This is a genomic window from Verrucosispora sp. WMMD573, assembly GCF_027497175.1.
Taxonomy (GTDB): Bacteria; Actinomycetota; Actinomycetes; order Mycobacteriales; family Micromonosporaceae; genus Micromonospora.
Genome location: NZ_CP114901.1, coordinates 1,150,414 through 1,176,351, shown reverse-complemented (window position 1 = coordinate 1,176,351; position 25,938 = coordinate 1,150,414). Strand labels below are relative to the sequence as shown.

Annotated in this window: 5 protein-coding genes and 3 rRNA genes; 7 read left to right on the top strand and 1 reads right to left on the bottom strand. The window is 67.8% G+C overall.

Annotated features, from left to right (window positions below; genetic code table 11):
- The first annotated feature begins 37 nt into the window (after positions 1 to 37).
- The 3 genes from O7601_RS05410 to O7601_RS05400 are packed head-to-tail and all read left to right on the top strand — an operon-like array spanning position 38 to position 18,742.
- Positions 38 to 16,993, top strand: coding sequence for a toxin glutamine deamidase domain-containing protein (locus O7601_RS05410; protein WP_281565139.1), 16,956 nt, complete (start codon positions 38 to 40; stop codon positions 16,991 to 16,993).
- A gap of 31 nt (positions 16,994 to 17,024) precedes the next feature.
- Positions 17,025 to 17,867 (top strand): DUF6406 domain-containing protein, encoded by an 843-nt coding sequence (locus O7601_RS05405; RefSeq protein WP_281565138.1) that lies wholly within the window; start codon positions 17,025 to 17,027, stop codon positions 17,865 to 17,867.
- Between the two features lie 47 nt (positions 17,868 to 17,914).
- Complete coding sequence (locus tag O7601_RS05400) at positions 17,915 to 18,742, top strand: DUF6406 domain-containing protein (protein ID WP_281565137.1); 828 nt, start codon at positions 17,915 to 17,917, stop codon at positions 18,740 to 18,742.
- Positions 18,743 to 18,777: 35 nt separating this feature from the next.
- On the opposite strand, the gene O7601_RS05395 is transcribed toward O7601_RS05400, so the two are convergent.
- Positions 18,778 to 19,320 carry a hypothetical protein gene (locus tag O7601_RS05395; RefSeq protein WP_281565136.1) on the bottom strand — a complete coding sequence of 181 codons (543 nt, stop codon included), beginning with the start codon at positions 19,318 to 19,320 and terminating at the stop codon, positions 18,778 to 18,780.
- A 1,021-nt stretch (positions 19,321 to 20,341) separates the two neighbouring features.
- Between O7601_RS05395 and O7601_RS05390 the strand changes: the two genes are divergently transcribed.
- From O7601_RS05390 to O7601_RS05375, 4 genes are all read left to right on the top strand, one after another.
- A 16S ribosomal RNA gene (locus O7601_RS05390) occupies positions 20,342 to 21,856 on the top strand.
- Between the two features lie 373 nt (positions 21,857 to 22,229).
- Positions 22,230 to 25,340, top strand: a 23S ribosomal RNA gene (locus O7601_RS05385).
- Positions 25,341 to 25,441: 101 nt separating this feature from the next.
- Positions 25,442 to 25,558, top strand: a 5S ribosomal RNA gene (gene rrf / locus O7601_RS05380).
- The 16S, 23S and 5S rRNA genes sit together here, the layout of an rRNA operon.
- Before the next feature lie 102 nt (positions 25,559 to 25,660).
- Positions 25,661 to 25,930 (top strand): hypothetical protein, encoded by a 270-nt coding sequence (locus O7601_RS05375; protein ID WP_281565135.1) that lies wholly within the window; start codon positions 25,661 to 25,663, stop codon positions 25,928 to 25,930.
- Positions 25,931 to 25,938: the final 8 nt, after the last annotated feature.

Below are 25,938 nucleotides of genomic sequence, written 5' to 3'. Positions count from 1 at the left end.
TCGCTACGGGTCGACATCGGGCAGAGGGGCTTCAGGGGTGGCGATACCCAATCCCAGGAACACGTTCGGCGAGTACACGTGGGTCTGGGACGCCATCTGCTGGGTGAGCGCCGGGGAGGCCTGGCCCAGCGGCGACGAGGATCGCATGCGGGAGTTGGCCGACGCGTGGCAGGCGCTGGCCGACACGGTAAGCGAGACGCTCGGCCAGGCCGATCCTGCGGTCATGAGGATCCTGCAGAGCTGGGGCGGTGGTGCCGGCGAGGCGTTCGGCGGGTTGTGGAACCAGATCGGTGTGGACCCGAACACCGGCCTGCCACTGATTCAGGAGATCTCCGCCGCGTACGCCGCCGGCTGTGACCAGGCCGCTCTCGAAATCGAGTACGCGAAGCTGACCGTGCTGATCGCGGTCATCATCACCGTCATCGCGGTCTTCGTCGCGCTCCTGATGGCCTGGTTGGGTGGGGTGTCCGCCGGCGCTATCCCCGGCATCCTGGCTGGCGGTCGGCAGGCGGTGACGATCGCCTTCCGACGGTTGATCGCCCAGATGGGTCGGCAACTGTTGACCCGGGCGGGAATGCGAGCCGCGCTGCGGCTCGCCGGCACCCGGCTCGGCCAGATGGCCACCAGCCAGAGCTTCCGGCGAGGCCTCAATCGCCTCGGCCGCGAGTTGGTGGAGGAGATCGGCGAGGAGCTGATCATCGACGTCGGTGCCCAGGCGTACCAGATGCACACCGGCACGCGGCGGCAGTGGGACGGCAACCGGACCCTCACCGCTGGCGTGGGTGGTGCCTACGGCGCGGTACTCGGCACCGGAATGAACTGGGCCGGCCGGCGAGCGGCACCCCGAATGCCGTTCTCGTTCAGCCCTTCCCAGCTCTCCTTCCGAGGCAGCGGCGTGGTCCGCTGGGGCAGCACGAGCCTCGCCTCCGGTGCGCAGAACGCCGTCATCTCGCCAGCTGCCAGTGTGCTCGCCAACGGCACGATCAACGGGCAGTGGGCCATGCCGGGAGCTGACGCCTTCCTGGGCGGCTTCACCAGTGGCGCCGGCCGCACCGGCGCCACCCTCGCCGGTGGTGCCACCGGCAACCTGATGGCGCGGGGCACGAACGCGCTCCTCGGCAGGCCGGGGCTCGACGTCGCGCCGAATGCCGGCCCCGTCGGCGGGGCCGATCCCGGCGTCGGTGTCGGAGACGCAGGAGGTCTCGGCGACCTCGGTGAAGGTGCCAACGGTGCCGGCGCCGGCTCGACCGGCGGTGGCTCCACGTCGGGTGCCGGCGCGACCGGTGGCGGCACGGGCTCGGCGTCGGACGGCGGCTCGGCCGGATCCGGTGCCAACTCTGGGGCGAGCGTCGGCGGAACCGGTTCGGACGCCGCTGGCACGTCCAACGGTGCGGGCGGGACCACCGGTGCCGGGGCGACCGACACAGGCAACGGCGCGGCCCAGAACGGCGCCGGTACGGTCCCCGACAGCGGAGCGGGCTCGATCAGCCTGGCGCCTCCGTCGGCGGACGGTTCGGTGGCGCCGACGAACGATGGTTCCGGTGCATCAGTGGTGGACGGCGGTGTGCCGACCGGGGACACGGCCACGGTCGCCGACCCGTCGCGAGTCGACGGCTCCACCGGGATCCCGGTGGGTGTGCCCGGTGACGTGGCTGCCACGACGCCGGACGGGACTCCGGCTGTCAGCGACGGCGTTGGTGACGGTGCCACCGTCTCCAACGACCAGACAGGCGGACCGGAGGGCCGAGGTGCGCCGGTCACCGAATCACCTGGCACCGACGGGACCAACACGAACACCGACACCGGCGTCAACGGCCGGGCGACGAGCGATGCGCCGGTTCAGACCGACGGTGGGCCGGTCGCGGGCAGACCAGCGGACGTCACCGTCGCCCCACCCGGCGACGGTTCGACCGGGTCCGGCCGAACGGTGACCGACAGCCCGGTGTCCGGCGTGACCGACGGCGGGCCGGTCGACACCGCCCCGTCGGTCACTGCGGACGTTGCACCCAGCGTGCTACCGGGAACGACGACGGCCCCCGTGACGGCGTCGCCGACCGCGCCGGCGGTAGGGACACCTCCTTCCGCCACGGTCACGCCCACGGGCCCGACCGTCGCGACGAACCCGACGCCCACCACCGGCACTCCCGCCACGACCAACCCGCAGGTGGCGAGCACTCCCAACGCCTCGACACCGACCACGGCCGGCACACCGACCACGGGCACGAGCACCCAGCAGCCCGCCGGCAACACCGCCACACAACCGACGCCCGGCCGGGGCACGCCGGTTGGACCGGTGGTCAATCCGGCAGCGGCGCACACGGCAGGTTCGATATCCCTCACACCCGCCGCAGGCCCGACCACGACCAACCCGGTTCAGCCCACCGGGTCCACGCCGCAGGTCGCATCTCCACAACAGCCGGGTACCGCCCCACAGGCCACCCCGGCGCAACCCGCGCAGCCCACGCCTCGGCCGGACACGACAGCTGCGCCAGCCAACCCGCTCGCACCTTCGGTGCCGGCGCAAACGGCGGGCATCGAGTCGACGACGCCCTCCCTCGACGCCACTCCCACTGCCGATCCGGAGACGAATCCGAACCCCGATCGCACCGATCCGGCTCAGCGGACCACCGACGGGCCGGTCGTGGTCCCGGTGCCGACCAGCAGCGGCACCCTCCAGGGCGGGCCGACGAATCCCGGCCCCGAGACAGCGACCGGCCCGGTGGACCCGCAGACCCTCAAGCGGTCGGAGGGACCGACCGGCCGTGGTACCCACAGCTGGCAGCTGGCTCCGACGTCGGTGGACCCCAACAGTCCCGAAGCGGAACGTGCTCTGATCGAGGCTTCCCGGACGCTGGCCGAGACCGTCCGGCGAGAGGTGAAGGCCGGCACGATATCCAAGGGTAAGCAGCCCGGCATGGCGGGCGCGTTGCTGATGCCCGACGGCAGCATCACCACCCACACCAGCATGACCGCCGACAGGGGCACGAAGCCACCGACACAGCCCCGGGTGCATCCGCTCGCGCAGGCCGCGCTGGACCGGATAGCGGCAACACTTGTCGACGGCGTGGGCGGCGGACATGGCAAATGCGCCGAGGTCGCCCTGGTGTCTGATCAGCTATACCTACTGGAACAGCAATGGCGGAATGCAGGGGAACCCGGCACCTTCGAGCAGTACGCCTCGGACTCCCTGCAGGGCGCTAAGATCGTCACCCATCAGGTCAAGCCAGCTAGATCAGACGGTGTCACCTATGAACTCGGACATTATCGTCCGCCGTGTCGATCATGCGCTCATTTCCTGCCGCAGTTCAATGTAGAGCCCATAACGGACTCGGATCGGGACGTCAGCGGCTACCAGCCATCAGTAGCAGGCACGGTGGGCAATGGCCCTCCACTCAGTGGCAGCCGTCCCTACGGGCAGCCCGAGGGTCTAGTTCCGCCTGACCCGAGGGACCAGCAGGCGTTGGAAGATGCTGTCCCAAGCGATGAGGCGACCGGGCGACCACTGGTGCACCCCGATCCACGTGGCCCGTGGACAGGGCTGATCAACGATGGCGGGCCCACTGTGCCTGGCCGAGACACAAACTGCGCCGATGTCGGACTTTCCGTCTTGTCTACCTGGTTCGGTCGGCCCGAGGTGGCGGCTCCAACTGCGCCGTCTACCGCCGTGGAAGCGGGCAGTACCGCCCGGCAGGAGCAGGCGCTCGGCGCTTCCTTCGCCCATCAGGGCACTGGAGCAACCGCGCTTGACGCGGTGGCGGAGGCACTTCGGGCGGCAGGTCCGGGATCCGCGGCTTTGATCGTCACGAGTTGGAATGACGGAACTGGGGCGCACACCTGGAACGCCGTCAACCACAACGGCACCATCATCTGGCTTGACGGCCAGAATCAGATGATCTCTGACACTAGCCCGCTACACGCCGGGCGAGTAGATGGCGTCTGGTCGATCGTGCTGGATGCCGAGGGTGATCCGGTCAGTAACGCCGTGCCCGAAGTCAGTGTGCCGGCACCGGTCCCGCCGGCCTCGACCGCCGACGTGCCGACGGACAGCCGGAACCAGAACACCACCCCGACCGGCCGGCCCGGCGCCGTCGCCGACCCGAGTAACCCGGACCGTACGCCGGGCGACCCGAACAAGACCGACGAGACACCGGCCGCCCCGAACAACCCGGCGGACGTCCCAGCAGGACCGAATGATTCCGACGCGATGCCGGCCGATTCGAGTGACTCGGATATGACACCGGGCGGCCCCGACCCCGAGAACGATCCCGGCCCGGGTGCCGAGAGCGTGCCGGATGCGAACGCCGATGTAAACCCAGCTCCGGCTGCCTGGCCGGACATGCAGGGCTGGCCGATGCCCGACACGCGGCAGTTCGGGCCGGAGCAGCTGGCACCACTGGAGGATCCGCAGTATCAGGACGATGTCGAGGGCAGCCTGCGTACGCTGGATGGCTACGAGGTCTTCGCCGACCCTTCGACCCATCCGTACGGTCAGTTGATCAACGACGGCGGGCCGGATCAGCCCGGTAGGGCCAACAACTGTGTCGACACCATCCTCGCGGCGCTGGCCAGCTTCTACGGCGATCCGCAGGTTTCGTACCCGCGGTGGCCGGACCAGCTCGACGACGGCACCGTCGAAACGGCACTCGGTGAACTGGACGGCTTCGGCCGGATCGAAAGTTGGATCGGCGGCGAGTGGACCGGCGACAACGACGCCCTACCGGGTACGCCCGCCGAGCGGTCGGCCGCGTTGGCTGACCAGTTCGAGCAGCTCTACCAGCGTGTTCGTGACGCCGGCCCGGGCGCGGCGGCGGTCGTCGCCGTCGACTGGATCCAGTTCGACGAGAATACCGGCGACCCGCTGCTCGACGCCGAGGGCAACACGCAGGCGGCCGGTGAGCACGTCTTCCTGCTCGTCTATCCGCAGGGCGCGGACGGGCCGGTGTGGTGGGATCCCCAGTTCGGCAGCACCACCACCGATCCGCTGCCCGGCGACTATGTTGGACTGACGCACAACCTGTGGTCGATGGAGGTGCAGCCCGCCCATGCCGATGAGCAGGGAGGAAGCCCGGCAACTGATGACCACGCTGCTGGGGACGGACAACCCGGTAGCGGTGTTCCCGTTCGAGTTCGGCTGGGCAGCCCAGGAGACGCTCTCCCCGCAGCAGCGGACACAGGGCCGGCAACTGGGCCAGGGGGTCTTCATCATCGACCAGACGGGAGTGGTGACCGTGCATCCCAGCCTGCCACCACCGTTGATCATGAAACGGTACGCGGCGGCCCGACGGGAGGGCCGGATCACCGGCCGGCAGGTCTGGCCGGTCCCGGATCCGACGGGCTGAACGACGCTGGCTCCGCACCGGACGGCGATCCGGCCGCAAGCCCCTACCTGGACGGGCTGCCGGACACCGACCAGGCCACTCTGCTCGACGCCCTGACCGACGCGCAGACCGATGCCGACCAGATCCTGGCCGACCTGCACAGCCTCAACGCCGAGGTCAACGCGCAGCTCGGGCTTACCGGCGCCGACGCCCTCAGCACGCTCGGCGAGCAGCACCGCGTCAAGAGCGCCGAGTCCCTGGCCCGCAAGTTCCGCACCGAGCTGGAGCCACTCGGGTACGACATCGGCTCGGCGCTGGACACGGTCAACGACGTGGTGCGGTTCTCGGTGCGGGGGCCGGAGTCCGAGGCGTACGGGCCGGCGGTGGCTGCGCTCCTCGCCTCGCTGGAGGCCCAGGACTACCAGGTCACCGACCTGAAGAACTTCTGGCACCCAGGTAACCGCTTCTTCGGCCTGAACTGCACGCTCACGGCACCGTCCGGGCGTACCTTCGAGCTGCAGTTCCCGACCGACACCAGCTACAACGTCGGCAAGCAGACCCATGACCAGTACGAGGTGATGCGTGACCCGGCGCAGTCGCCCGCCGCCCGCGTACACGCGTTCCTCGACATCCTGGCCGTCAACAAGGCCAACGGCATCGCGGCGAGCATGCCGGGGGGCATGGACAGCGCCCGGTTCGACACACCGAAGGACACCAGCTTCGCCAAGTGGATGGCGTCGCCCCGGCAGGCGAGTATCCGGGAGTCGTATCTCGACTGGCTCGGACAGCAGGGCCTGACGTTCGCCGACGTGCTCGCCGCGCGAGGATTGGCCGCGTCCGACCTGCCGGGTCTGGACCCTGACCTGATGGGGGGCGTGCATGGCACCACTGACGTTCGGCTACTTCCTCCTCCGGAGACCGGAAGATCCGGGCGGCCCGCCGGTAAACCTGATCGCGGAGGCGGACAGCACCGGGCCGACCCAGGCGGTGATCTGGGATCGGCCGAAGCGAGCGTGGACGTTCCGGCCCGACGTGGCAGCGGCGATCCTGTGGGCGAATCCGGAACGCCACGAGATCCAGCAGGTCGACCGGGCGACGGCCGAGCGCCAGGTGGCGCACTTCGCGACGGTGCCGTTGCCGACGGAGGACGAGCTGACGGAGATCTGCCGCTCGGAGGGCTGACCGCAGAGGTTCCAGGTGCTCGGAACGGCCCGGAAGTGCTGGGCGACGCCGGCCCAGGTTCGCCGGAGGCGCCAGGGGTCGCGTCGTCGGTGCCGCTCGACACCGACCACGGGTTGGCGCAGACCCGGCGGCTCGGGCCGGGTGAGCTGGCACCGTTGGAGGATCCGGGTCACCAGTGGGACGTCGAGCAGAGCCTGCGTACGCCGGACGGGTACGTCCTGTTCGCGGACCCATCCACCCACCCGTACGGACAGTTGGTCAACGACGGCGGTCCGAGCCAGCCGGGGCGGGCCAACAACTGCCTGGACTCCGCACTCTCGGCGCTGTCCAGCTTCTTCGGAGACCCCCGGGTGTCCTTCCCCCGCTGGCCGGACGTCCGCCCGGACGGTTCGATCGAGACCGTCACCGGCGAGGCGAGTGGGCTGGACCGAGCCGAGGAATGGCTCGGCGTCGACTGGTCCGGCGGGTCGGAGGGGCTGCCCACGAACCCGGCCGAGCACGCGGCGGCGGTCGCCGAGCAGTACGCGCAGCTTCATCAGCGTGTCGCGGCGGCCGGTCCGGGTGCGGCGGCCCTCGTCGTGGCCGAATGGGTCAGGACGGATTCCCGCACGGGTGAACTCGTCCTCGACCGGGGGCAGGTACAGGTTCAGGACTCGCACGCCTTCGTCGTGGTGTTCCCGGAGGGTGCCGACGGGCCAATCTGGTGGGATCCGCAACGAGGGACGACCTGGCCGCTGCCCCCGGCCGCGTACCTGTCGCAAACGTATGCGTTGTGGTCGATGGAGACCACGGCGGAAAGGGTTTCGGATGACGGAGGACGAGGCGCTGACGCTGATCAGACGCCTGCTGGGCACGGCGAACGAGATCGAGCTGCATCCGTTCGAGTTCGGCTGGCTGGCGAAGGAGCAGCTGTCACCACCGGAACGGGCGGAGGGCAGGCAACTGGGCCACGGGAGCTACATCATCGACCGGACGGGAGTGATCACAGTCCAGATGAGTCTGCCGGTACCGCTGCTGATCACGGAGTACACGCAGGCCCGCCGAGAGGGCCGGATGACGGGTCGACAGGTCTGGCCGACGGAGGAAGCGACGGCCTGACGCCGCCGGTCGGAACGGCCGGGGACGCCGCGCCATCAGGCGTGGACGGTCCGCCGCTGCCGCCCGGCGACTCCAGGCCCGCAACCGACCCTGATGGCCCCGACCTGTGGCGTGCGGCAGCCGGTACGACCTTTGGTGGCGGGCTGCTCGACGCCGACCCGGGGCGCACCGCGATCGCCGTCGAGGCGGCCCTCACCACCGGGCCGCTGCCGGACGGGGCCAGTGCCGATCCGGCCACCGCGACGGTCACCCTGACCACCCTCGATGGCCCCTATCCGGTACGCGTCGAGCTGACCCCGGTCGCGTCGGCCGCGTCGGTCGCGCCGGTGGCCGCGATCCGCTACACCACCGACGGGGCCGTGGTACAGGTGTCGACGAGCGCCCACCCGGATCACGTCCGGCGGGCGGTGGCAGCGGTGCTCGCCGAAGTGGACACGATCGCCCAGCAACGGGCCGAAGGGCTGCGGCTGGACGCCACCACCGCACTCGCCGAGGGGGCGCGACCGGAGGGCGACGGCACCCGCGTGCTGACCGCGGGTGACATCGGCCGGCTGGCTGAGCTGCGGGTGGTGCTCGCCGACAGCTCCGCTGCCACCGATCCGGGAGCCGCCGGTCAACTCCGCGCCGAGGCGCTGAGCCTGCTCGTCGCCTCCGGCCTCCTCGAACAGGAACCGGCGCACCTCGTGCACGGGCTCGGCAGCAACACGCCGGTCGTCGGGCCGGAGGCGGCCCGCGCCCGCCTCGATTTGATCCACCACCACCTGGGCCCACTCGCCGCCGAGGTGGAAAGCCTGATCGGGCTCGCGCAGAGCGACGGGCGGCAGCTCGTGGCGGACATCAGGGCGGCCCAGTCGGCCATCCGCGCCGAGGCGCGTGCCTGGGCGCAACAGGCCACCGAGCTGCGTGATCAGGCCGACCTCGCGTTGACCGCCAGGGTGGACGCCACCCTGGGCGTGGCCCCCGACCACGTCTTCGACCGGCTCGTCATCGGTGGTGGCTGGGCCGCGACCGCAGACTTCGTCACCATGGGGGCCGCTGCGGACGCCGGCCACGGCCTACCGCCGGTGCTCTGCATCTCGCAGGGACACGACCCGTGGGCGGAACGCCAGGCGCTGCTGATGGGACAGATCCCGTCGGAGCTGGAGCTGCCCGGCCTGCCGTTCCAGCCGGGCGACCTGGCCGAGGAGGGCACCCAGTTCACCCCCTCCGACGTCTTCGCCGACGCGGTCGGCGCGGCGCGGGCGCTCTCCGGCATGCCGACCTACCAGGGCACCGCCACCTCGATCGCGCCCCGCCCGGCCGACGCCACCGGCTGGCCCGACGGCGCCAACTTCCGGGTGACCGTCAACGGCCGGGACATCTACACCACCTCCGTCGACATCGCCAGTGGGCCGGGACCGTCCCGGGTACCGAGCGTGCCGGCCGACGTGACCGGCAGGTACGTCGACCCCACCACCGGCTACCGGGTCGACCGCTCCGCAAGCGCAGCGCTGTTCCAGGACCCGGACGGTAACCCGATCGCGCCGGAGCGCCTGCCGCCGCCCGTCCGAGCCGTGCTCGGTGGTCCCGGCACCAGCCGGTCGGATCTGCCGCTGCTCGCGGATCTGACCGGACGACCCACCGATCCGCTGGTGGTCGACCCGACGTCTGGCTACGCCGTGGACGTCACCACCGGTCAGGTTCTCGACCCGGACGGTACGCAGGTGGACGCCGGCGCCGTGCCGGCCGAGGTCGGGGCCCGGCTGGGTTTCGCTCCGGACGGGTCCTTCAGTGATCCCCGGCCGTCCGTTCCGCCTGTTGACTTCGGTGGGCAGAACCTTGCCGACGCCTACCGCCCCGGTGACCGGGTGCTGGTCTTCGGCGCGGGCGCCTCCGGCGCCTGGGACATCGAACAGGCGGTGGCGTCGGCCGCCGCGAGCGTCGACTGGTCGGCCCGCGCCATGGACCCGCCGCCCGACCAGCTCACCGGTGATCCGGTCCAGGACGCGGAGGCACGCCTGCGGCACAGCTTCGGTGGCGGCTACAACCGGCGGAACACGCTGCCCGATATCGGTGCCTACTCCGACACCGTGCAGAGCCAGGTCGACCGATCGCTGCGGGAGATCGTCAGCCTTCGGCACACCGTCGAGGGTGGCTTCCTGGTGGAGTTCACCGACGGCAGCCGACAGACGTACGACCGGGTGGTGCTCTCGATCGGCCAGGCGGCCGAGTTCCCGGGAGGCGTCGCCGGCCTGCTGCCCGACCTCGCCCTCGCCCCTATCGAAGGGCCAGCGACCGATCCGCTAGGCGTCGCCGACGTGCTGGGATTTCACGACGGCACTGGCCAGCTGCGCGTTCTCGGAGCGGCGAGTGTGGCTGGCCCAGTGCTCGGCAGGGTCGACGAAACGGTGGAGGACGCGATCCGTCGCCAGGCCGGGGCTCTGCCGGCTGACTCTCGGGGTATCGCGCCCAGCATCCGGTTCCATGCGCAACGGATCGCCGAGGCCAACCGGCCGGCGCCGGCCACACCAGGTGACGGTTCGACCACACCCGGTTCCCCGTCCGGGCCGGACGCCTCACACCTCCTCCCAACCGACACCGAGCCAGCGCCATCCCCATTGGACGTCGAGCCAGGGCAGAGCTCCGTACCGGGCGATCAGTTCCTGCCCGAGCGGGGGCATCTCGACGGACGTGGGCTTGCCGTCGATGTCCTGTCCGTGGCCCCGGGCGGTGACCTCGACGGGGTTACGTCGCAGGTCGACGTAGCGCAGAGCGGGAAGGTTACGGGTGGCGGCCAGGGCCTCGGCCCCAGCCCGACCGATGCCGCAGCGCGCCAGACCCAACCAGCGGAGCCGACGCAGGTGCGGCGAGTCGACGAGGATGGCGAGCCCGTCGTCGCCGATCGGATTCCCCCGCAGGTCGAGGGCGACCAGGCGGTCGAGGTAGCCGACCTGGGCGACGTCCGACATGAGTCCGGTGGCCTCGACCAGGACCAGGTGGCGGACGGGATGACGCGCCCAGATCTCCCCGCCGTGGGCGACGAAGGTGCGGGCGGTCATGGTGACGGACTCGATCAGACCGTTGCGGATCTGCCAGTCGACGAGCAGGTGGTCGACGCCGGCGGCGAGCCGCTGACGAACCCGCCGGTGCAGGAGCATCGCCTCCCGGGTGTTGCGGACCCCGGCGAGGTCGAGGCGGATCAGCTCGGCGTGCTCGGGGTCGATGGTCTCGATGGTGTCGGCGTAGCGTCGCCGCAGGTCGAGGTCGTCGGGGTCGGCGAGGATGGCGGCGTAGAGGTCGGCGGACGTGGCCATGACGGCAGCGTATCGACGGACGGCGCGGTCACCACCACCCCCGCCCCGTCATTGCCGGAGAGCCGACGGTTCGGCCCGGCTGAGCTGGCGCCGCTGGAGGATCCACGCTTCCAGGACGATCTCGCGGCGAGCCTAGAGACCCCGCAGGGGTACGCGATCTTCGCGGACCCGTCGACCCATCCGTACGGGCGACTGATCAACGACGGTGGGCCGGAGCAGCCTGGCCGCTCGAACAACTGCATCGACTCGTCGCTGGCGGCACTGGCCAGCTTCCACGGCAACCCGCAGGTGTCGGTACCGCGATGGGCGGACCAGTTCGACGATGGCTTGATCGACCGCGTCACCGGGGAGCGGGGCGGGCCGGAACGTGCCGAAGCGTGGATCGGCGGGCAGTGGATCGGGGGTCCCGGCAACCTGCCGACGGACCCACCCGCCCGTACGGACGCGGTCGCCGCCCAGTACGCGGATCTCTATCAGCAGGTGGCGAACGCAGGCCCCGGAGCGTCGGCGCTGGTGGTGGCGGACTGGCTACTCCTCGATGCTGCCGGGAACGTCATGCTCGACGGCACCGGTCGGCCCGAGGTCGACAGCTCGCACGCCTTCGTGATCGTCTTCCCGGCGGGCGCCGACGCGCCGGTGTGGTGGGATCCGCAGACCGGGACGACGTCGGTGGAGATGCCGGCCGCCGATGTGCGGGAAACCCACGCCCTCTGGGCGATGATGGTGCCTGACGGAGAGGGGCGAGTTGACCGAGGACGAGGCGCTGACGCTGATCAGCCGACTGCTGCGGACCGGGAATCCGATCACGCTTTGGGAGTTCGAGTTCGGCTGGCTGGCCCGGGAGAGACTCTCGGAGCAGGAGCGGACCTCGGGGATGCACGTGGGCCAGGGCAGCTACATCATCGACCAGTCGGGAGTGATCACAGTGCACTCCAGCCTGCCGCCCCGTCGGCTGATGGAGGAGTACGCGCAGGCACGACGCGAGGGCAGGATCAAGGGCCGGCAGGTGTGGCCCGAGGCGGACCCGACCGCCTGACGCAACCGGACGAAGCGGCTGGGGACGTTGCGCTGCCAGACGACTCGCGGGGCATCCCGCCCAGCATCCGTTTTCATGCCCAACGGATCGCAGAGGCGAACCGTGGCGTCCCACCCCGACTCCCGGGGACCGTAGGACCTGGTCAGGTAGAGACGGATCAACTCGGCGCGTTCCGGGTCGGTGGCCTCGATGGCGTCGGCGTAACGTCACCGCAGGTCGAGGTCGTCAGGGTCGGCGAGGATGGCGGCGTAGAGGTCGGCGGACGTGGCCATGACGCCAGCGTATCGACGGGTGACTCGATAACTGCCGGTGCCGTTCCGGGCTCCTCCTTCCATGGTCTGGGCCGCCCGGTCGCCGACCCGGCGGCGGTGCTGGATCTGGCCCGGTCAGTGCTGCCGCAAGTGGCGCCGTACGCCCAGGTGGACGCGGTGGTCGCGGTCGGACCGGAGCTGTTCGAGATCCGCTCCGCCGGGCAGCACCCGCTTACCGTACGACTGACAAGTGAACCGCTGGCGGACGGCCTGGTGGCCCGGTCGCACCGCGACCCGGACGGCGCTTTCACCGTCACCGTGTCCGACCGGGCCGCCGACCAGGTGGTGGCACGGGCGCTCGCGCACGAGGTCGCCGAGCTGGTGGCACTGCACGAGTCCGGCCGGGCGCTGGTCGGCCCGCTGGATCCGGGCAACATTCACGGCCCGATCGATCCGGCCGGACTGACCGCCCACGACCGAGGTCGGATGGCGGAGATTCGGCTGCTCGCCGCCACGTACGCCGCCGACCCGGTCGCCCGACCGGCCATGCGCGCCGAGATCGACGCTCTCGCCGGTCACCTTGGCCTGCGCGTCGGTGACCCGGACGTCCGGTCGCGGTGGGCGCTGCTGCCCCGGGATGTGCTGGCGCACCTGATGCAGCTCAGCGTGCCGTTGATCACGCCCGACGCGGTCTCCACGGTGCTGGCCGGTGCCGCCACCCTCACCGAGGTCGAGCGGATCAGGATGATCGACTACCGGGCCCGGCTGGCGCCGGACTTCCAGGTTCCGCAACAACCGGACCTGGACGCCCGGCTGCGGGATCTGGCGACCGAGGCCGAACACGCGCAGTCCGGCATGCCACGGATGCCCGCCTTCGCCGGCCAGATCGTCGGCATCCCGCAGGCACACCTCAACCGGATCCGGGCGGTGGATCCGCAACTCGCCGACCGGCTCGCCGCCGAGGGCATCTACGTCGACCTGACCGGTCGCTACGACCTCCGCCCGTACATGGTGCCCAGCGTGCCCGCCGTCGACCTCGGTGCCGCACGCCCGGCGTTCGACCTGACCACCGAGGCCGGGCGCCGCGCCCAACTGCACGAGGACCGGCAGCGGGCCCGGGCGGCGCTGCGCGGTCTGCGCGGTGACCAAGCCGCGGCCCTGCTCACCGGGCACGACTTCCACTACCAGGGAAGCGCCAGGTGGATGGGGCTGGTGCCGGACGTGCTGACCGAGGCACTGCGCAGCATCACCCCGGCACCGACGGCCACCGTGGAGAACTCCCCGGTGCAGCAGGCACCCGGGGAAATCCGGGTCGCGGCCGACCGGGTGACCCTGCCACCGGAGTCGGCTGGCCAGCCGGGCCCGGTCTACGGGCCGGCGTTGGATGCCCGTACCGGGCAACCGCCGCCGCTGTTCGACGGACCGCCGAAGCGGGAGGACGTGCAGCAGGGTGCGCTCGGCGACTGCGGCATGATCGCCGTGATCGGCTCGGTCGCCGGTCAACTGCCGGACACCGTCGCGCAGATGTTCCACCTGAACCCGGACGGCTCGGTCGACGTGCTGCTGCACGAGACCAGTGGACCCGACCGCGTGATCACACCGACCGGCCGACAGTTGCGGGTGACCGTCTTCCCGGACGTGCCGTTGCACCCGAACTCGAATGGTCACAGCGCGTACGCCGACCAGTCCGTGGTCGGGGCGTCCTGGGCGTCGCTGCTGGAAAAGGCGATCGCGGCGATCGACCGTAGCTGGACCCAGCAGCGCCACGACCAGTGGCAGCAGCAGTGGACCGCCCGACCGGGCGTGGACGCCGCGCAGGCCGCCCCGCTCGGCTACGCCCGGCTGGACAACGGAAGCAGCCGTCTGGTGCAGGCGGAGCTGCTCAGCCAGCTCACCGGGCTGCCGACCGGAGTCAGCGAACTGGATCCGACACCCGGCCGGGAGGCCGACGCCGAGGCACGACTGGCGGGCCTGCTCGCCGCCGGTAGCCCGCTGATCACCGGCACCCTGCCGGCCAGCGCCTACGCTGCCCAGCCGGGCGGCAAGCCACCGTACGGGCTGGTTGCGGGGCACGCGTACGAGATCGTGTCGGTGGCGAACGGCGAGGTGCAGCTGCGCAACCCGTGGAACTCCCGCCACCCGGCACCGATGCCACTTCGCGCCTTCCTCGACCTGATGAGCCCCTGGTACGCCCACGTCGAGCCGGCACGCAGCACGGTGGCCGCGTTGCCCGGCTCGGAGTTCCACGGCCAGGGACGTCCTGCCGCCGACGCCCCGGCCGTGCTGGACCGGAGTCGGACGGTGCTACCCGCCCTGGCGGAGACGGTCGGCGCGGACCAGATAGTGGCGGTTGGCCCCGACGTGTTCGAGCTGCGCACACCGGGCCTGGAGCCGCTGCGCGTGCGGGTCAGCGCCGCCGCGCTCGCCAGCGGCGTCGTGGCGCAGACCATCCGCAACCTGGACGGCACCTTCACCCTGACGGTCTCCGATCGTGCCTCGGATCCGGCGGTCGACCGCGCGGTGACGCACGAGGCCGCCGAACTGCTGGCCCGGCACGAGTCCGGCATTGCCCAGGTCGGGCTCTTCGACCAGGGCGCGGCGGAGGGACCGATCGATCCCGCCGGCCTTTCGGTCCGGGACCGGGGCCGGCTGGCCGAGCTGCGGCTGACGGCCGCCTGGTACGCGCAGGCCGATTCCGCCTCCCGGCTCGCCCTGCGAGCCGAGATCGACACCCTGGTCGACCGGCTGGGCCTCCGCTGGGGTACGCCCGACGCAGCGGCCCGGCTCGCGGTCCTCCCCGCCGATGTGTGGACCCAGGTGATGCAGCTGAGCCTGCCGATGATCACACCGGAGGCGGTGGCCGGTGCCCTGGCCGACAACCCCAACCAGACGCTGGTCGAGCGCTTCCGCGCGATCGACTACCGCAGCCGGCTCGATCCCGACCTCCAACCGCCACCCGCCGCCGACCTGGCCGCGAAGCTGCGCGAGTTGGCCGTACACGGGGAGCAGAGCCAATCCTCGCTGCCCCGGATGCCCGCCCTCGCCGGGCAGCTCATCGGTCTGCCACAGAACCTGCTCGACCAGGTCCGCCGAGTCGACCCAAGTCTCGCCGACCGGCTCGCCACCGAGGGCATCTACGTCGACCTGACCGGCCGCTTCGACCTGCGCCCGTACACCCTCGACGGGGCCCCCGAGTTCAACCTGGAGAGGTCGGCCCCCGCGTACGACCTGAACACTCCCGCCGGCCGGCACGCGCTGCTGACCGAGGACCGAGCGCGGGCCCATGCCGCCTTCAACGTTGAGTACGGATCGAATCCCGCCGCCATGGCGGTGCTCGCTACTCACAGCTTCCACTACCAGTCTGACGCCCGGCGGATGGCGCTGGTGCCGAGGGCGCTTACCGAGGCGCTGCGGGCGATGATGCCGCCCGAGCCATCTGTCGAGACCGAGGTCATCCCGACCGTGACCACCGGCGAGATCGCCTTGGTCGCCGACCGGGTGACCCTCCCCGACCCAGACCCCGAGTTTCCGGTCGAGTACGGTCGCGCGCTGTTGAGCGCGACGGGTAAGCCGGCACCGCTTCACGACGGAACGCCCCGACGGACGCAGGTGCAGCAGGGCGTGCTTGGCGACTGCGGGATGCTGGCCACGATGGCGGCCCTCGCCGGGCATCGACCGGAGAGCATTCCCCAGCTGTTCCAGCCGAGACCGGACGGCACGGTGGACGTCCTCTTGCATGAGAGCGTGTTGCGCGGGGATGAGTCGAGTGCGACCGGACGGCGTATTCGGATCAACGTGCGACCCGACGTACCGGTGCATGCCGGGAGTTCCTGGGCCGCGTACGCCGACCAGTCAGAAGTCGGCGTCGGGTGGGCGGCAGTATTGGAGAAGGCGCTCGCGGCGGTCGACCGAACCTGGACCACTGAGCGGCACGAGCATTGGCAGTGCGAGTGGCGCGGGTGGGAGAGCAAGGACGACCCACACCGTGCCGCACCTGTGGGCTACGCGCGGCTCAACGTCGGCAGCACTCCGTTGATGCAGGCCGAGCTGCTCACCCAGCTCACCGGCCTGCCGGCCCGGCAGACGCCGCTGGACACCAGGCCGGGTCGAGAGGCGGAGGCTGAGCGACACCTGGCGGCCCTGCTCGCGGCCGGCAGCCCGATCACCATCGCGACCTGGCCTAAGGAGAGCTATCCCGGGCTGGCCGTGGTGCCGTACGGGATGAAGGCGAAGCATGTCTATGAGATCGTCGCGGTGCAGAACGGCCACGTGCAGCTACGTAACCCGTGGAACACGGAGCATCCGTCGCCAATGCCGCTGCGAGCGATGCTGGACCTGATGGGTCCGTGGTGTGCGCACCTGGAACAGTCAGCGGCTGTCGCCCTGCCGTCACCTGCGGCGGACGGTGGGCCTGCAGCGAACGTCGAGCCACCCGTGCCGTCGCCCCGATCGTCTGACGAGCAGATCGTCGACCGGCCGCTGGCCGTTTCGAGCCCCGCCTCTCCGCTGATCAAGCAGCACGGTCCGCCGGCTAAGCCCGCGTCGCCGCGCACCCTTGGTCGCACACACCTCGATGACGAGCGGTACCTGATCAGCTACTTTGCGTTGCTCGCCGGGGGCGGTAGCGTGGCTGGCCTGATGGTGTCCGAGGTCGGCGGCCCGGGACGCTCGCTGCACTGGGCGGCCGGCGGCGTGGTGTCGGGGCAGGCCACGCCAGTGCCGGTGGGGCGTGCGGAGGCCGAACGGATCGCCCGCGACGTGCTCGGTTTCGTGCTTCCCGCCGAGCCGGCGTTGTACGACATGCTGAACACCTAATCGTGGCTGAGGGAACCGGGAGAGAGAGTTGGTGCGCTCGTTTACTCATGTGGCCGCCGTCCGGAACAACACGACGACGCCGGTGGGGCCGGCCCGGTTCGGGGTGCGCTGGGTCGATGTCGGGCCACCGGTGCGTGCCGAGATCATCGTTATGCCGTTCCAGCGCGACGAGAGTTTCGCTCACGAGGTCACGCTCGGTGAGACCTTTCCAGTAGGCGGGGAGACCTGGCGCTTCGCGGACCTGGACATGTCCAGTGCGGACGACTGGAAGGTCACCGTCCGTCGGGTGGACGAGAACGAGGTGATGGAGCCGCCGACCGGGCGGCTGTGGAAGCGGGCACGGCTGCGCCCCTACGGTCAGCTCGACGAGACCCATCTCCAGTCCTTGGAGGCGGCGCTCGGGGCGCAGCTGCCGCGGGGCTACCGCCTTTGGCTTAGTCGGACCAATGGCGCGCAACCCGAGGTGACGCACCATATCCCAGGCATGCCGATCGTCCTGTTTCCGACGGGTCCGATCTTCGGCGTCCACCCCGAATATCCCCCTTTCGATCTGGTGCACGCCCAACGCCGACACCGCGACCCCTGGCTGTCGCGAGCCTGGCTGGTAATCGCGAGTACGGCCAGTGGGCTGCTGGTTGTCTCGGCGGAGTTGGGTAACGAGAGCGTCTATTTTGTGAGTGAGCTCGACCTGGTCGGCCCACCCGACCAAGCCGCTGCGGCTGCGCGGGAACGGAAACTGAGGGCGGTGGCCTGGTCGATGTACGAGTTTATCGGGCGGTTGACCCCGATGGAGCTGGACCATCTTCCACCCGCAGAGATCCACCCACCCGGAACGTTCACGGACCCCGCCAACTACGAGAACGGGCAGCTCTGAGCAAGGTGCGGTCGGCCGTTCGTTGTTAGGAACCGGGAGAGAAGCTGATGCGCTCGTTCACTCATCTGGCCACGGTCGGGAACAATACGACAACGAGCGTCGGCCTGGCCAGGTTCGCGGTTGGCTGGGTCGACGTGGGGTCGCCGGTGCGGGCCGAAATCATCGTCATGCCCGTTACGAGCGGAGATGACTTCGCCCACGAGGTCACCCTTGGCGGGACCTTTCCGGTGGCTGAGGAGACCTGGCGCTTCGCGGATCTGGACATGGTCAGTGCGGACGAGTGGAAGGTGACCGTTCGTAGGGTTGACGAGCATGAGGTACCGGATCCGCCCACGGGCCGGCTCTGGAAGCCGGCCCGGCTATTGCCGTACGGCCAAGTGGAGGAGTCTCAACTCCAGGCGTTGGAGGCAGCTCTTGGTGTCCGGCTGCCGACGAGCTATCGCGGCTGGCTCGGCCGGACCAATGGGGCACAGCCTGAGACGGAACATCACATCCCAGGCTTGCCGTTCACCCTGTTGCCGGAGCGCCCGCTGTTCGGGGTCCACCCCGAGTGCCCGCCGATCGACCTGGTACACGGCCAACGTGTGCACCGGGATCCCTGGTTGTCGCCGGACTGGTTGGTGATCGCGAATCCGTCCGGCGGGCTGCTCGTGATCTCAGCCGGCAGGCCGGGCGATGAGGCGGTCTACTTCGTGCACGAGTTGGACTTGGTCGGCCCTGCCGGGCCAACCGCCTCGGGGGGGAGGGAACGCAGCCTGACTGCGGTGGCAGGGTCGATATGGGAGCTGATCGGTCGACTGACACCGACGGAGTACGCAGATCTGCCGCCGGCAGAGCTGATGCCGCCGGGAACCTTCACCGATCCTCGCAACTAAGAGGATGGGCCGAGGTAGCCGGCGAATCAGGTGCCTCAGCCGAGCCGGGAAAGCATGCCCGCGTACGCGTCGCGGACGGCGGTGAGGCGGTCGCGCCGGAACCGGCCCGGCTCGCGCTGGTGCAGCTGCCGGCCGCGATCGGTGGTAAAGGCGTCCGCCGGGACTACCGCCCCGTCCGGTGGGATGAACTTGCCGACCTCGTCAAGGGCGGCCACGGCCCGGGTCAGCGCGGCACGCGCTCGCTGACCGGCCTCGCCGCCCCCTGGGTCGGCCGGCACCTGACCGGCGTACGCGTCGGAGACCAGCAGCCATTCCCCCGGGTCGAGCAACTGGGAGGGTTCGTCCCCGCCGTAACGGAAACCGCCGCCGGCTGACGATGCCGTCGGCGGTAGCCGGAAGAGGAATTCCCGTTCCTGGCCGCAGCCGACGCAGGCGCCCGTGTAGCGGCTGGCCAGGTCACCGTCGTCGAGTGCTACCACCGCGCTCTGGCGAGAAAAGCGTGTCTCCCCGCAGCTGCACGGTTGTAGATCCATGTAGAGGTGCGCCTCCGCGTTGGTGCGGCTCGGCAGGGGGGTCATGCGATCCACCGTACCGATCGGACGCTTCCGCCGACGTCCCGGTCCGTCCGCTGGCATACTCGCCGACCATGGTGCTGTCACGTGGCTGGGCAGTGTTCCTCACCGGAGTGGGGATATGGACCTGGGTGATCTGGCCGAGGTTTGCGCTGGCCATTTGGAACGATCCGAGGTCGTGGGCGAGCGGAGTCGTCGGGTCTTGGCCGGCGACCGCCTTCCTGTGGGTGCACGCACTGCTCATCGCGGCGTCGTTGGCTATCGGCACGGCTGTGGGCCTGCTGGGCCTTCGCGGGTGGCGGGCGGCTCGACGCGGTACGCCTTGAGGCGCCGTCCGCGACGTCGCGCAGCTGTCCCTGTTGGTGTGCGCGGCGGTTGGGATGGACGCACTGGGGTAGCGGCATGGACGAGTGTGACGGGGACCGCTCCACGCCGATTTGACGATCAATCCGCCGGGCGCGTAACTTTCTCTCTGCCAACGCGGAACGGGCAAACAGGGTGAAAGCCCTGAGGGTCTGATTCCGGACGGCACCGGGTTCACGAGGACACTGTCCGCTGTGGACTCGGCCGGGTGGGGCTCGACCTGGCCGCCTAGGGGCGGATTTGGTGGGGCGGAACCGACCGGGTAAGGTTTACGACCGGCAGGGAACCGGGCGAGCGTGCGGGCAACCGCAGCGGCCGGCCTGCCAAATCCGACGATCGAGTCAAGCGGGTGACCGCTGCGCTCGATCGTGGATGCCGAACCACCTGAAGCGTGACGGACCGGGACAACCTGGTTTGACTCGCCGCAGACGGTGAGGTAACGTAGTAAAAGTGCCCGGCGCGGTTGTGGCGGGTGTGGTGCCCCGGATGGTGGCCCCTTTTGTGGGGTTGTTTGATGGTGTGTGGTTGTTCTTTGAGAACTCAACAGGGTGCTTGATAAGCCAGTGCCAAGTTTGTTTTTTCCCGGGCTGGCCAGGTTTTTCTGGTTGGTTTGGATTCCTTTGGCAACATTTTTTGTTGCTGGGATGGATTTTTCGACAGGTTTTTGTTGGAGAGTTTGATCCTGGCTCAGGACGAACGCTGGCGGCGTGCTTAACACATGCAAGTCGAGCGGAAAGGCCCTTCGGGGTACTCGAGCGGCGAACGGGTGAGTAACACGTGAGCAACCTGCCCTAGGCTTTGGGATAACCCCGGGAAACCGGGGCTAATACCGGATATTCACTTGCGGGCGCATGTTTGTGGGTGGAAAGTTTTTCGGCTTGGGATGGGCTCGCGGCCTATCAGCTTGTTGGTGGGGTGATGGCCTACCAAGGCGACGACGGGTAGCCGGCCTGAGAGGGCGACCGGCCACACTGGGACTGAGACACGGCCCAGACTCCTACGGGAGGCAGCAGTGGGGAATATTGCACAATGGGCGGAAGCCTGATGCAGCGACGCCGCGTGAGGGATGACGGCCTTCGGGTTGTAAACCTCTTTCAGCAGGGACGAAGCGTGAGTGACGGTACCTGCAGAAGAAGCGCCGGCCAACTACGTGCCAGCAGCCGCGGTAAGACGTAGGGCGCGAGCGTTGTCCGGATTTATTGGGCGTAAAGAGCTCGTAGGCGGCTTGTCGCGTCGACTGTGAAAACCCGTGGCTCAACTGCGGGCCTGCAGTCGATACGGGCAGGCTAGAGTTCGGTAGGGGAGACTGGAATTCCTGGTGTAGCGGTGAAATGCGCAGATATCAGGAGGAACACCGGTGGCGAAGGCGGGTCTCTGGGCCGATACTGACGCTGAGGAGCGAAAGCGTGGGGAGCGAACAGGATTAGATACCCTGGTAGTCCACGCTGTAAACGTTGGGCGCTAGGTGTGGGGGGCCTCTCCGGTTCTCTGTGCCGCAGCTAACGCATTAAGCGCCCCGCCTGGGGAGTACGGCCGCAAGGCTAAAACTCAAAGGAATTGACGGGGGCCCGCACAAGCGGCGGAGCATGCGGATTAATTCGATGCAACGCGAAGAACCTTACCTGGGTTTGACATCGCCGGAAATCTCGCAGAGATGTGGGGTCCTTCGGGGCCGGTGACAGGTGGTGCATGGCTGTCGTCAGCTCGTGTCGTGAGATGTTGGGTTAAGTCCCGCAACGAGCGCAACCCTCGTCCCATGTTGCCAGCAATTCGGTTGGGGACTCATGGGAGACTGCCGGGGTCAACTCGGAGGAAGGTGGGGATGACGTCAAGTCATCATGCCCCTTATGTCCAGGGCTTCACGCATGCTACAATGGCCGGTACAATGGGCTGCGATACCGTGAGGTGGAGCGAATCCCAAAAAGCCGGTCTCAGTTCGGATCGGGGTCTGCAACTCGACCCCGTGAAGTCGGAGTCGCTAGTAATCGCAGATCAGCAACGCTGCGGTGAATACGTTCCCGGGCCTTGTACACACCGCCCGTCACGTCACGAAAGTCGGCAACACCCGAAGCCGGTGGCCCAACCCTTGTGGAGGGAGCCGTCGAAGGTGGGGCTGGCGATTGGGACGAAGTCGTAACAAGGTAGCCGTACCGGAAGGTGCGGCTGGATCACCTCCTTTCTAAGGAGCACCATCCACCGAAAGGTGGTATGGAGCCCGCGGCCTGCGGATGTCGGGTCGGGGTGCTCGATTGGCGGAGACACTGGTGAGTTTTTCCTCGGCAACGGTCAGGGCGCTTAGTACAGCCGGCTTTCGGGTTGGTGGGAACGGTTGCTGTGGTGCGGCTGGGGAGGGATGTAAAGCACCCTGTTGGGTCCTGAAGGAACAACCTGTGTGGTTGTTGTTTCAGAGCCTTGAGGCGAGCGGGAGCTTGTCGAGGCGCCAGGCATGGCTTGGTTTCTCATACCGCCGGTGGTTGCCGGGCTGGTGGGAGACGGTGGGTTGTGGGTTGGTTGTTTGTTGAGAATTGCACAGTGGACGCGAGCATCTTTGTGGTCAAGTTGTCAAGGGCGAACGGTGGATGCCTTGGCACCAGGAGCCGATGAAGGACGTGGGAGGCCGCGATAGGCCTGGGGGAGCTGTCAACCGAGCTGTGATCCCAGGGTGTCCGAATGGGGTAACCCGGCATCAGTCATGTGGTGTCACCTGCACCTGAACTCATAGGGTGTGTGGAGGGAACGCGGGGAAGTGAAACATCTCAGTACCCGTAGGAAGAGAAAACAATAGTGATTCCGTGAGTAGTGGCGAGCGAAAGCGGATTGAGGCTAAACCGGTTGCGTGTGATACCTGTCAGGGGTTGCGTGGTCGGGGTTGTGGGACCCTGCTACACGAGCTGACACTCGTGTGAGGAGTGATAAAGCCAGTTGTTAGCTGAATGGTCTGGAAAGGCTGACCGTAGACGGTGATAGTCCGGTAGGTGAAAGCAGCTGGTCTTCTGTGGGTGTTCCCGAGTAGCGGCGGACTCCTGAAATCTGCCGTGAATCTGCCAGGACCACCTGGTAAGCCTAAATACTTCCTGGTGACCGATAGCGGACGAGTACCGTGAGGGAATGGTGAAAAGTACCCCGGGAGGGGAGTGAAATAGTACCTGAAACCGTTCGCCTACAATCCGTCGGAGCCTTGCGGGGTGACGGCGTGCCTTTTGAAGAATGAGCCTGCGAGTTAGTGGCATGTGGCGAGGTTAACCCGTGTGGGGGAGCCGTAGCGAAAGCGAGTCTGAAGAGGGCGTTTGAGTCGCATGTTCTAGACCCGAAGCGGAGTGATCTAGCCATGGGCAGGCTGAAGCGCGGGTAAGACCGTGTGGAGGGCCGAACCCACCAACGTTGAAAAGTTGGGGGATGACCTGTGGTTAGGGGTGAAAGGCCAATCAAACTCCGTGATAGCTGGTTCTCCCCGAAATGCATTTAGGTGCAGCGTCGTGTGTTTCTTGCCGGAGGTAGAGCACTGGATGGTCTAGGGGGCCTACAAGCTTACCGAAATCAGCCAAACTCCGAATGCCGGTAAGTGAGAGCGCGGCAGTGAGACTGCGGGGGATAAGCTTCGTAGTCGAGAGGGAAACAGCCCAGATCACCAGCTAAGGCCCCTAAGCGTGTGCTAAGTGGAAAAGGATGTGGGGTCGCATAGACAACCAGGAGGTTGGCTTAGAAGCAGCCACCCTTTAAAGAGTGCGTAATAGCTCACTGGTCAAGTGGTTCCGCGCCGACAATGTAGCGGGGCTCAAGCACACCGCCGAAGCTGTGGCATTCACACAATGACTTCGCGAGGTCCTTTGGGGTTTCGTGCAGGTGTGTGGGTGGGTAGGGGAGCGTCGTGCCGGGGGTGAAGCAGCGGGGTGACCTAGTTGTGGACGCGGCACGAGTGAGAATGCAGGCATGAGTAGCGAAAGAAGGGTGAGAAACCCTTCCGCCGGATGACCAAGGGTTCCAGGGCCAGGTTAATCCGCCCTGGGTGAGTCGGGACCTAAGGCGAGGCCGAGAGGCGTAGTCGATGGACAACGGGTTGATATTCCCGTACCCGCGAAGGAGCGTCCCTGATGAACCTCGTTGTGCTAACCATCCGAGCTAGCCGAGACCTTCGGGTCGAGGTTGGTGAGCGTGGGAACCTGGCGGGTAGTAGTCAAGCGATGGGGTGACGCAGGAAGGTAGCTGAGCCCGGCCGGTGGTTGTGCCGGGGTAAGCGTGTAGGCCGTGCCATAGGCAAATCCGTGGTGCACAGGGCTGAGACGTGATGCCGAGCCGATTCAGGTGAAGTCAGTGATCCTATGCTGCCGAGAAAAGCCTCTAGCGAGTTTCGAGCGGCCCGTACCCCAAACCGACACAGGTGGTCAGGTAGAGAATACCGAGGCGATCGGGCGAACTGTGGTTAAGGAACTCGGCAAATTGCCCCCGTAACTTAGGGAGAAGGGGGGCCGGAGACGTGAAGCCCCGCGCGGGTGGAGCGTTGTATGGCCGCAGAGAGCAGGGGGAAGCGACTGTTTACTAAAAACACAGGTCCATGCGAAGAAGTAATTCGATGTATATGGACTGACGCCTGCCCGGTGCTGGAACGTTAAGGGGACCTGTTAGCTCTTTTGGGGCGAAGCGGAGAACTTAAGCGCCAGTAAACGGCGGTGGTAACTATAACCATCCTAAGGTAGCGAAATTCCTTGTCGGGTAAGTTCCGACCTGCACGAATGGCGTAACGACTTCCCCACTGTCTCAACCACAGGCCCGGCGAAATTGCAGTACGAGTAAAGATGCTCGTTACGCGCGGCAGGACGGAAAGACCCCGGGACCTTTACTATAGCTTGACATTGGTATTTGAGTCGGCTTGTGTAGGATAGGTGGGAGCCGGTGAAGCTCATACGCCAGTATGGGTGGAGGCAATCTTGAAATACCACTCTGGTTGATTCGGGTATCTAACTTCGGACCGTTATCCGGTTCAGGGACAGTGTCTGGTGGGTAGTTTAACTGGGGCGGTTGCCTCCTAAAGGGTAACGGAGGCGCCCAAAGGTTCCCTCAGCCTGGTTGGCAATCAGGTGTTGAGTGCAAGTGCACAAGGGAGCTTGACTGTGAGACTGACGGGTCGAGCAGGGACGAAAGTCGGGACTAGTGATCCGGCACTTGCGTGTGGAAGCGGTGTCGCTCAACGGATAAAAGGTACCCCGGGGATAACAGGCTGATCTTCCCCAAGAGTCCATATCGACGGGATGGTTTGGCACCTCGATGTCGGCTCGTCGCATCCTGGGGCTGTAGCAGGTCCCAAGGGTTGGGCTGTTCGCCCATTAAAGCGGTACGCGAGCTGGGTTTAGAACGTCGTGAGACAGTTCGGTCCCTATCCGCCGTGCGCGTAGGATACTTGAGAAGGGCTGTCCCTAGTACGAGAGGACCGGGACGGACGAACCTCTGGTGTGCCAGTTGTCCCGCCAGGGGCACGGCTGGTTAGCTACGTTCGGAAGGGATAACCGCTGAAAGCATCTAAGCGGGAAGCCTGCTTCAAGATGAGGTATCCCATCCACCTTTGGTGGGGTAAGGCCCCCAGCTAGACGACTGGGTTGATAGGCCGGAAATGTAAGCCCGGTAACGGGTTCAGTTGACCGGTACTAATAGGCCGAGGACTTGACTATCAAAGTTGCTACGCGTCCACTGTGTAACTCACAACAAACAAACAACACTCCAACAAGGAAAACACTGTTGGTGTTGGTGTTGTTTGACATGTTGATAAGGTTACGGCGGTCATGGCGGAGGGGAAACGCCCGGTCTCATTCCGAACCCGGAAGCTAAGCCCTCCAGCGCCGATGGTACTGCACCCGGGAGGGTGTGGGAGAGTAGGACACCGCCGGACACACTTCCCGTTCAGGGCCACCCATGGGTGGCCCTGAACGCGTTTCGGGAGCATTGCCCTGCGCCAGTACGAGGAACGCCCGACCTGCCCTAGGCTTGCTTCGTGGCCGGTGTGCTGATGTTCCTGGTGGTCGTCGCCTGTCTGGCCGCGATCCTGGGCGTGCTCGCCTGGCTGGGAGGCCGTGTTCGTCGGCGCGGCATCGGCGGCGCGATTATGGGACCGTTCGAGGAGATCTGGCATCCGGCTGCCCATCGATCCCGCCTGGAGATCCGGGTGCAGGAGGAACGCATGGTTCCGAAGCCGTCCCCCGACGACTCGCTAAGCGGCGCCGTCGAGAAGCCGTCCAGGCGTAGCGGCGAAGCTCGACGGTAGAGCCTCGA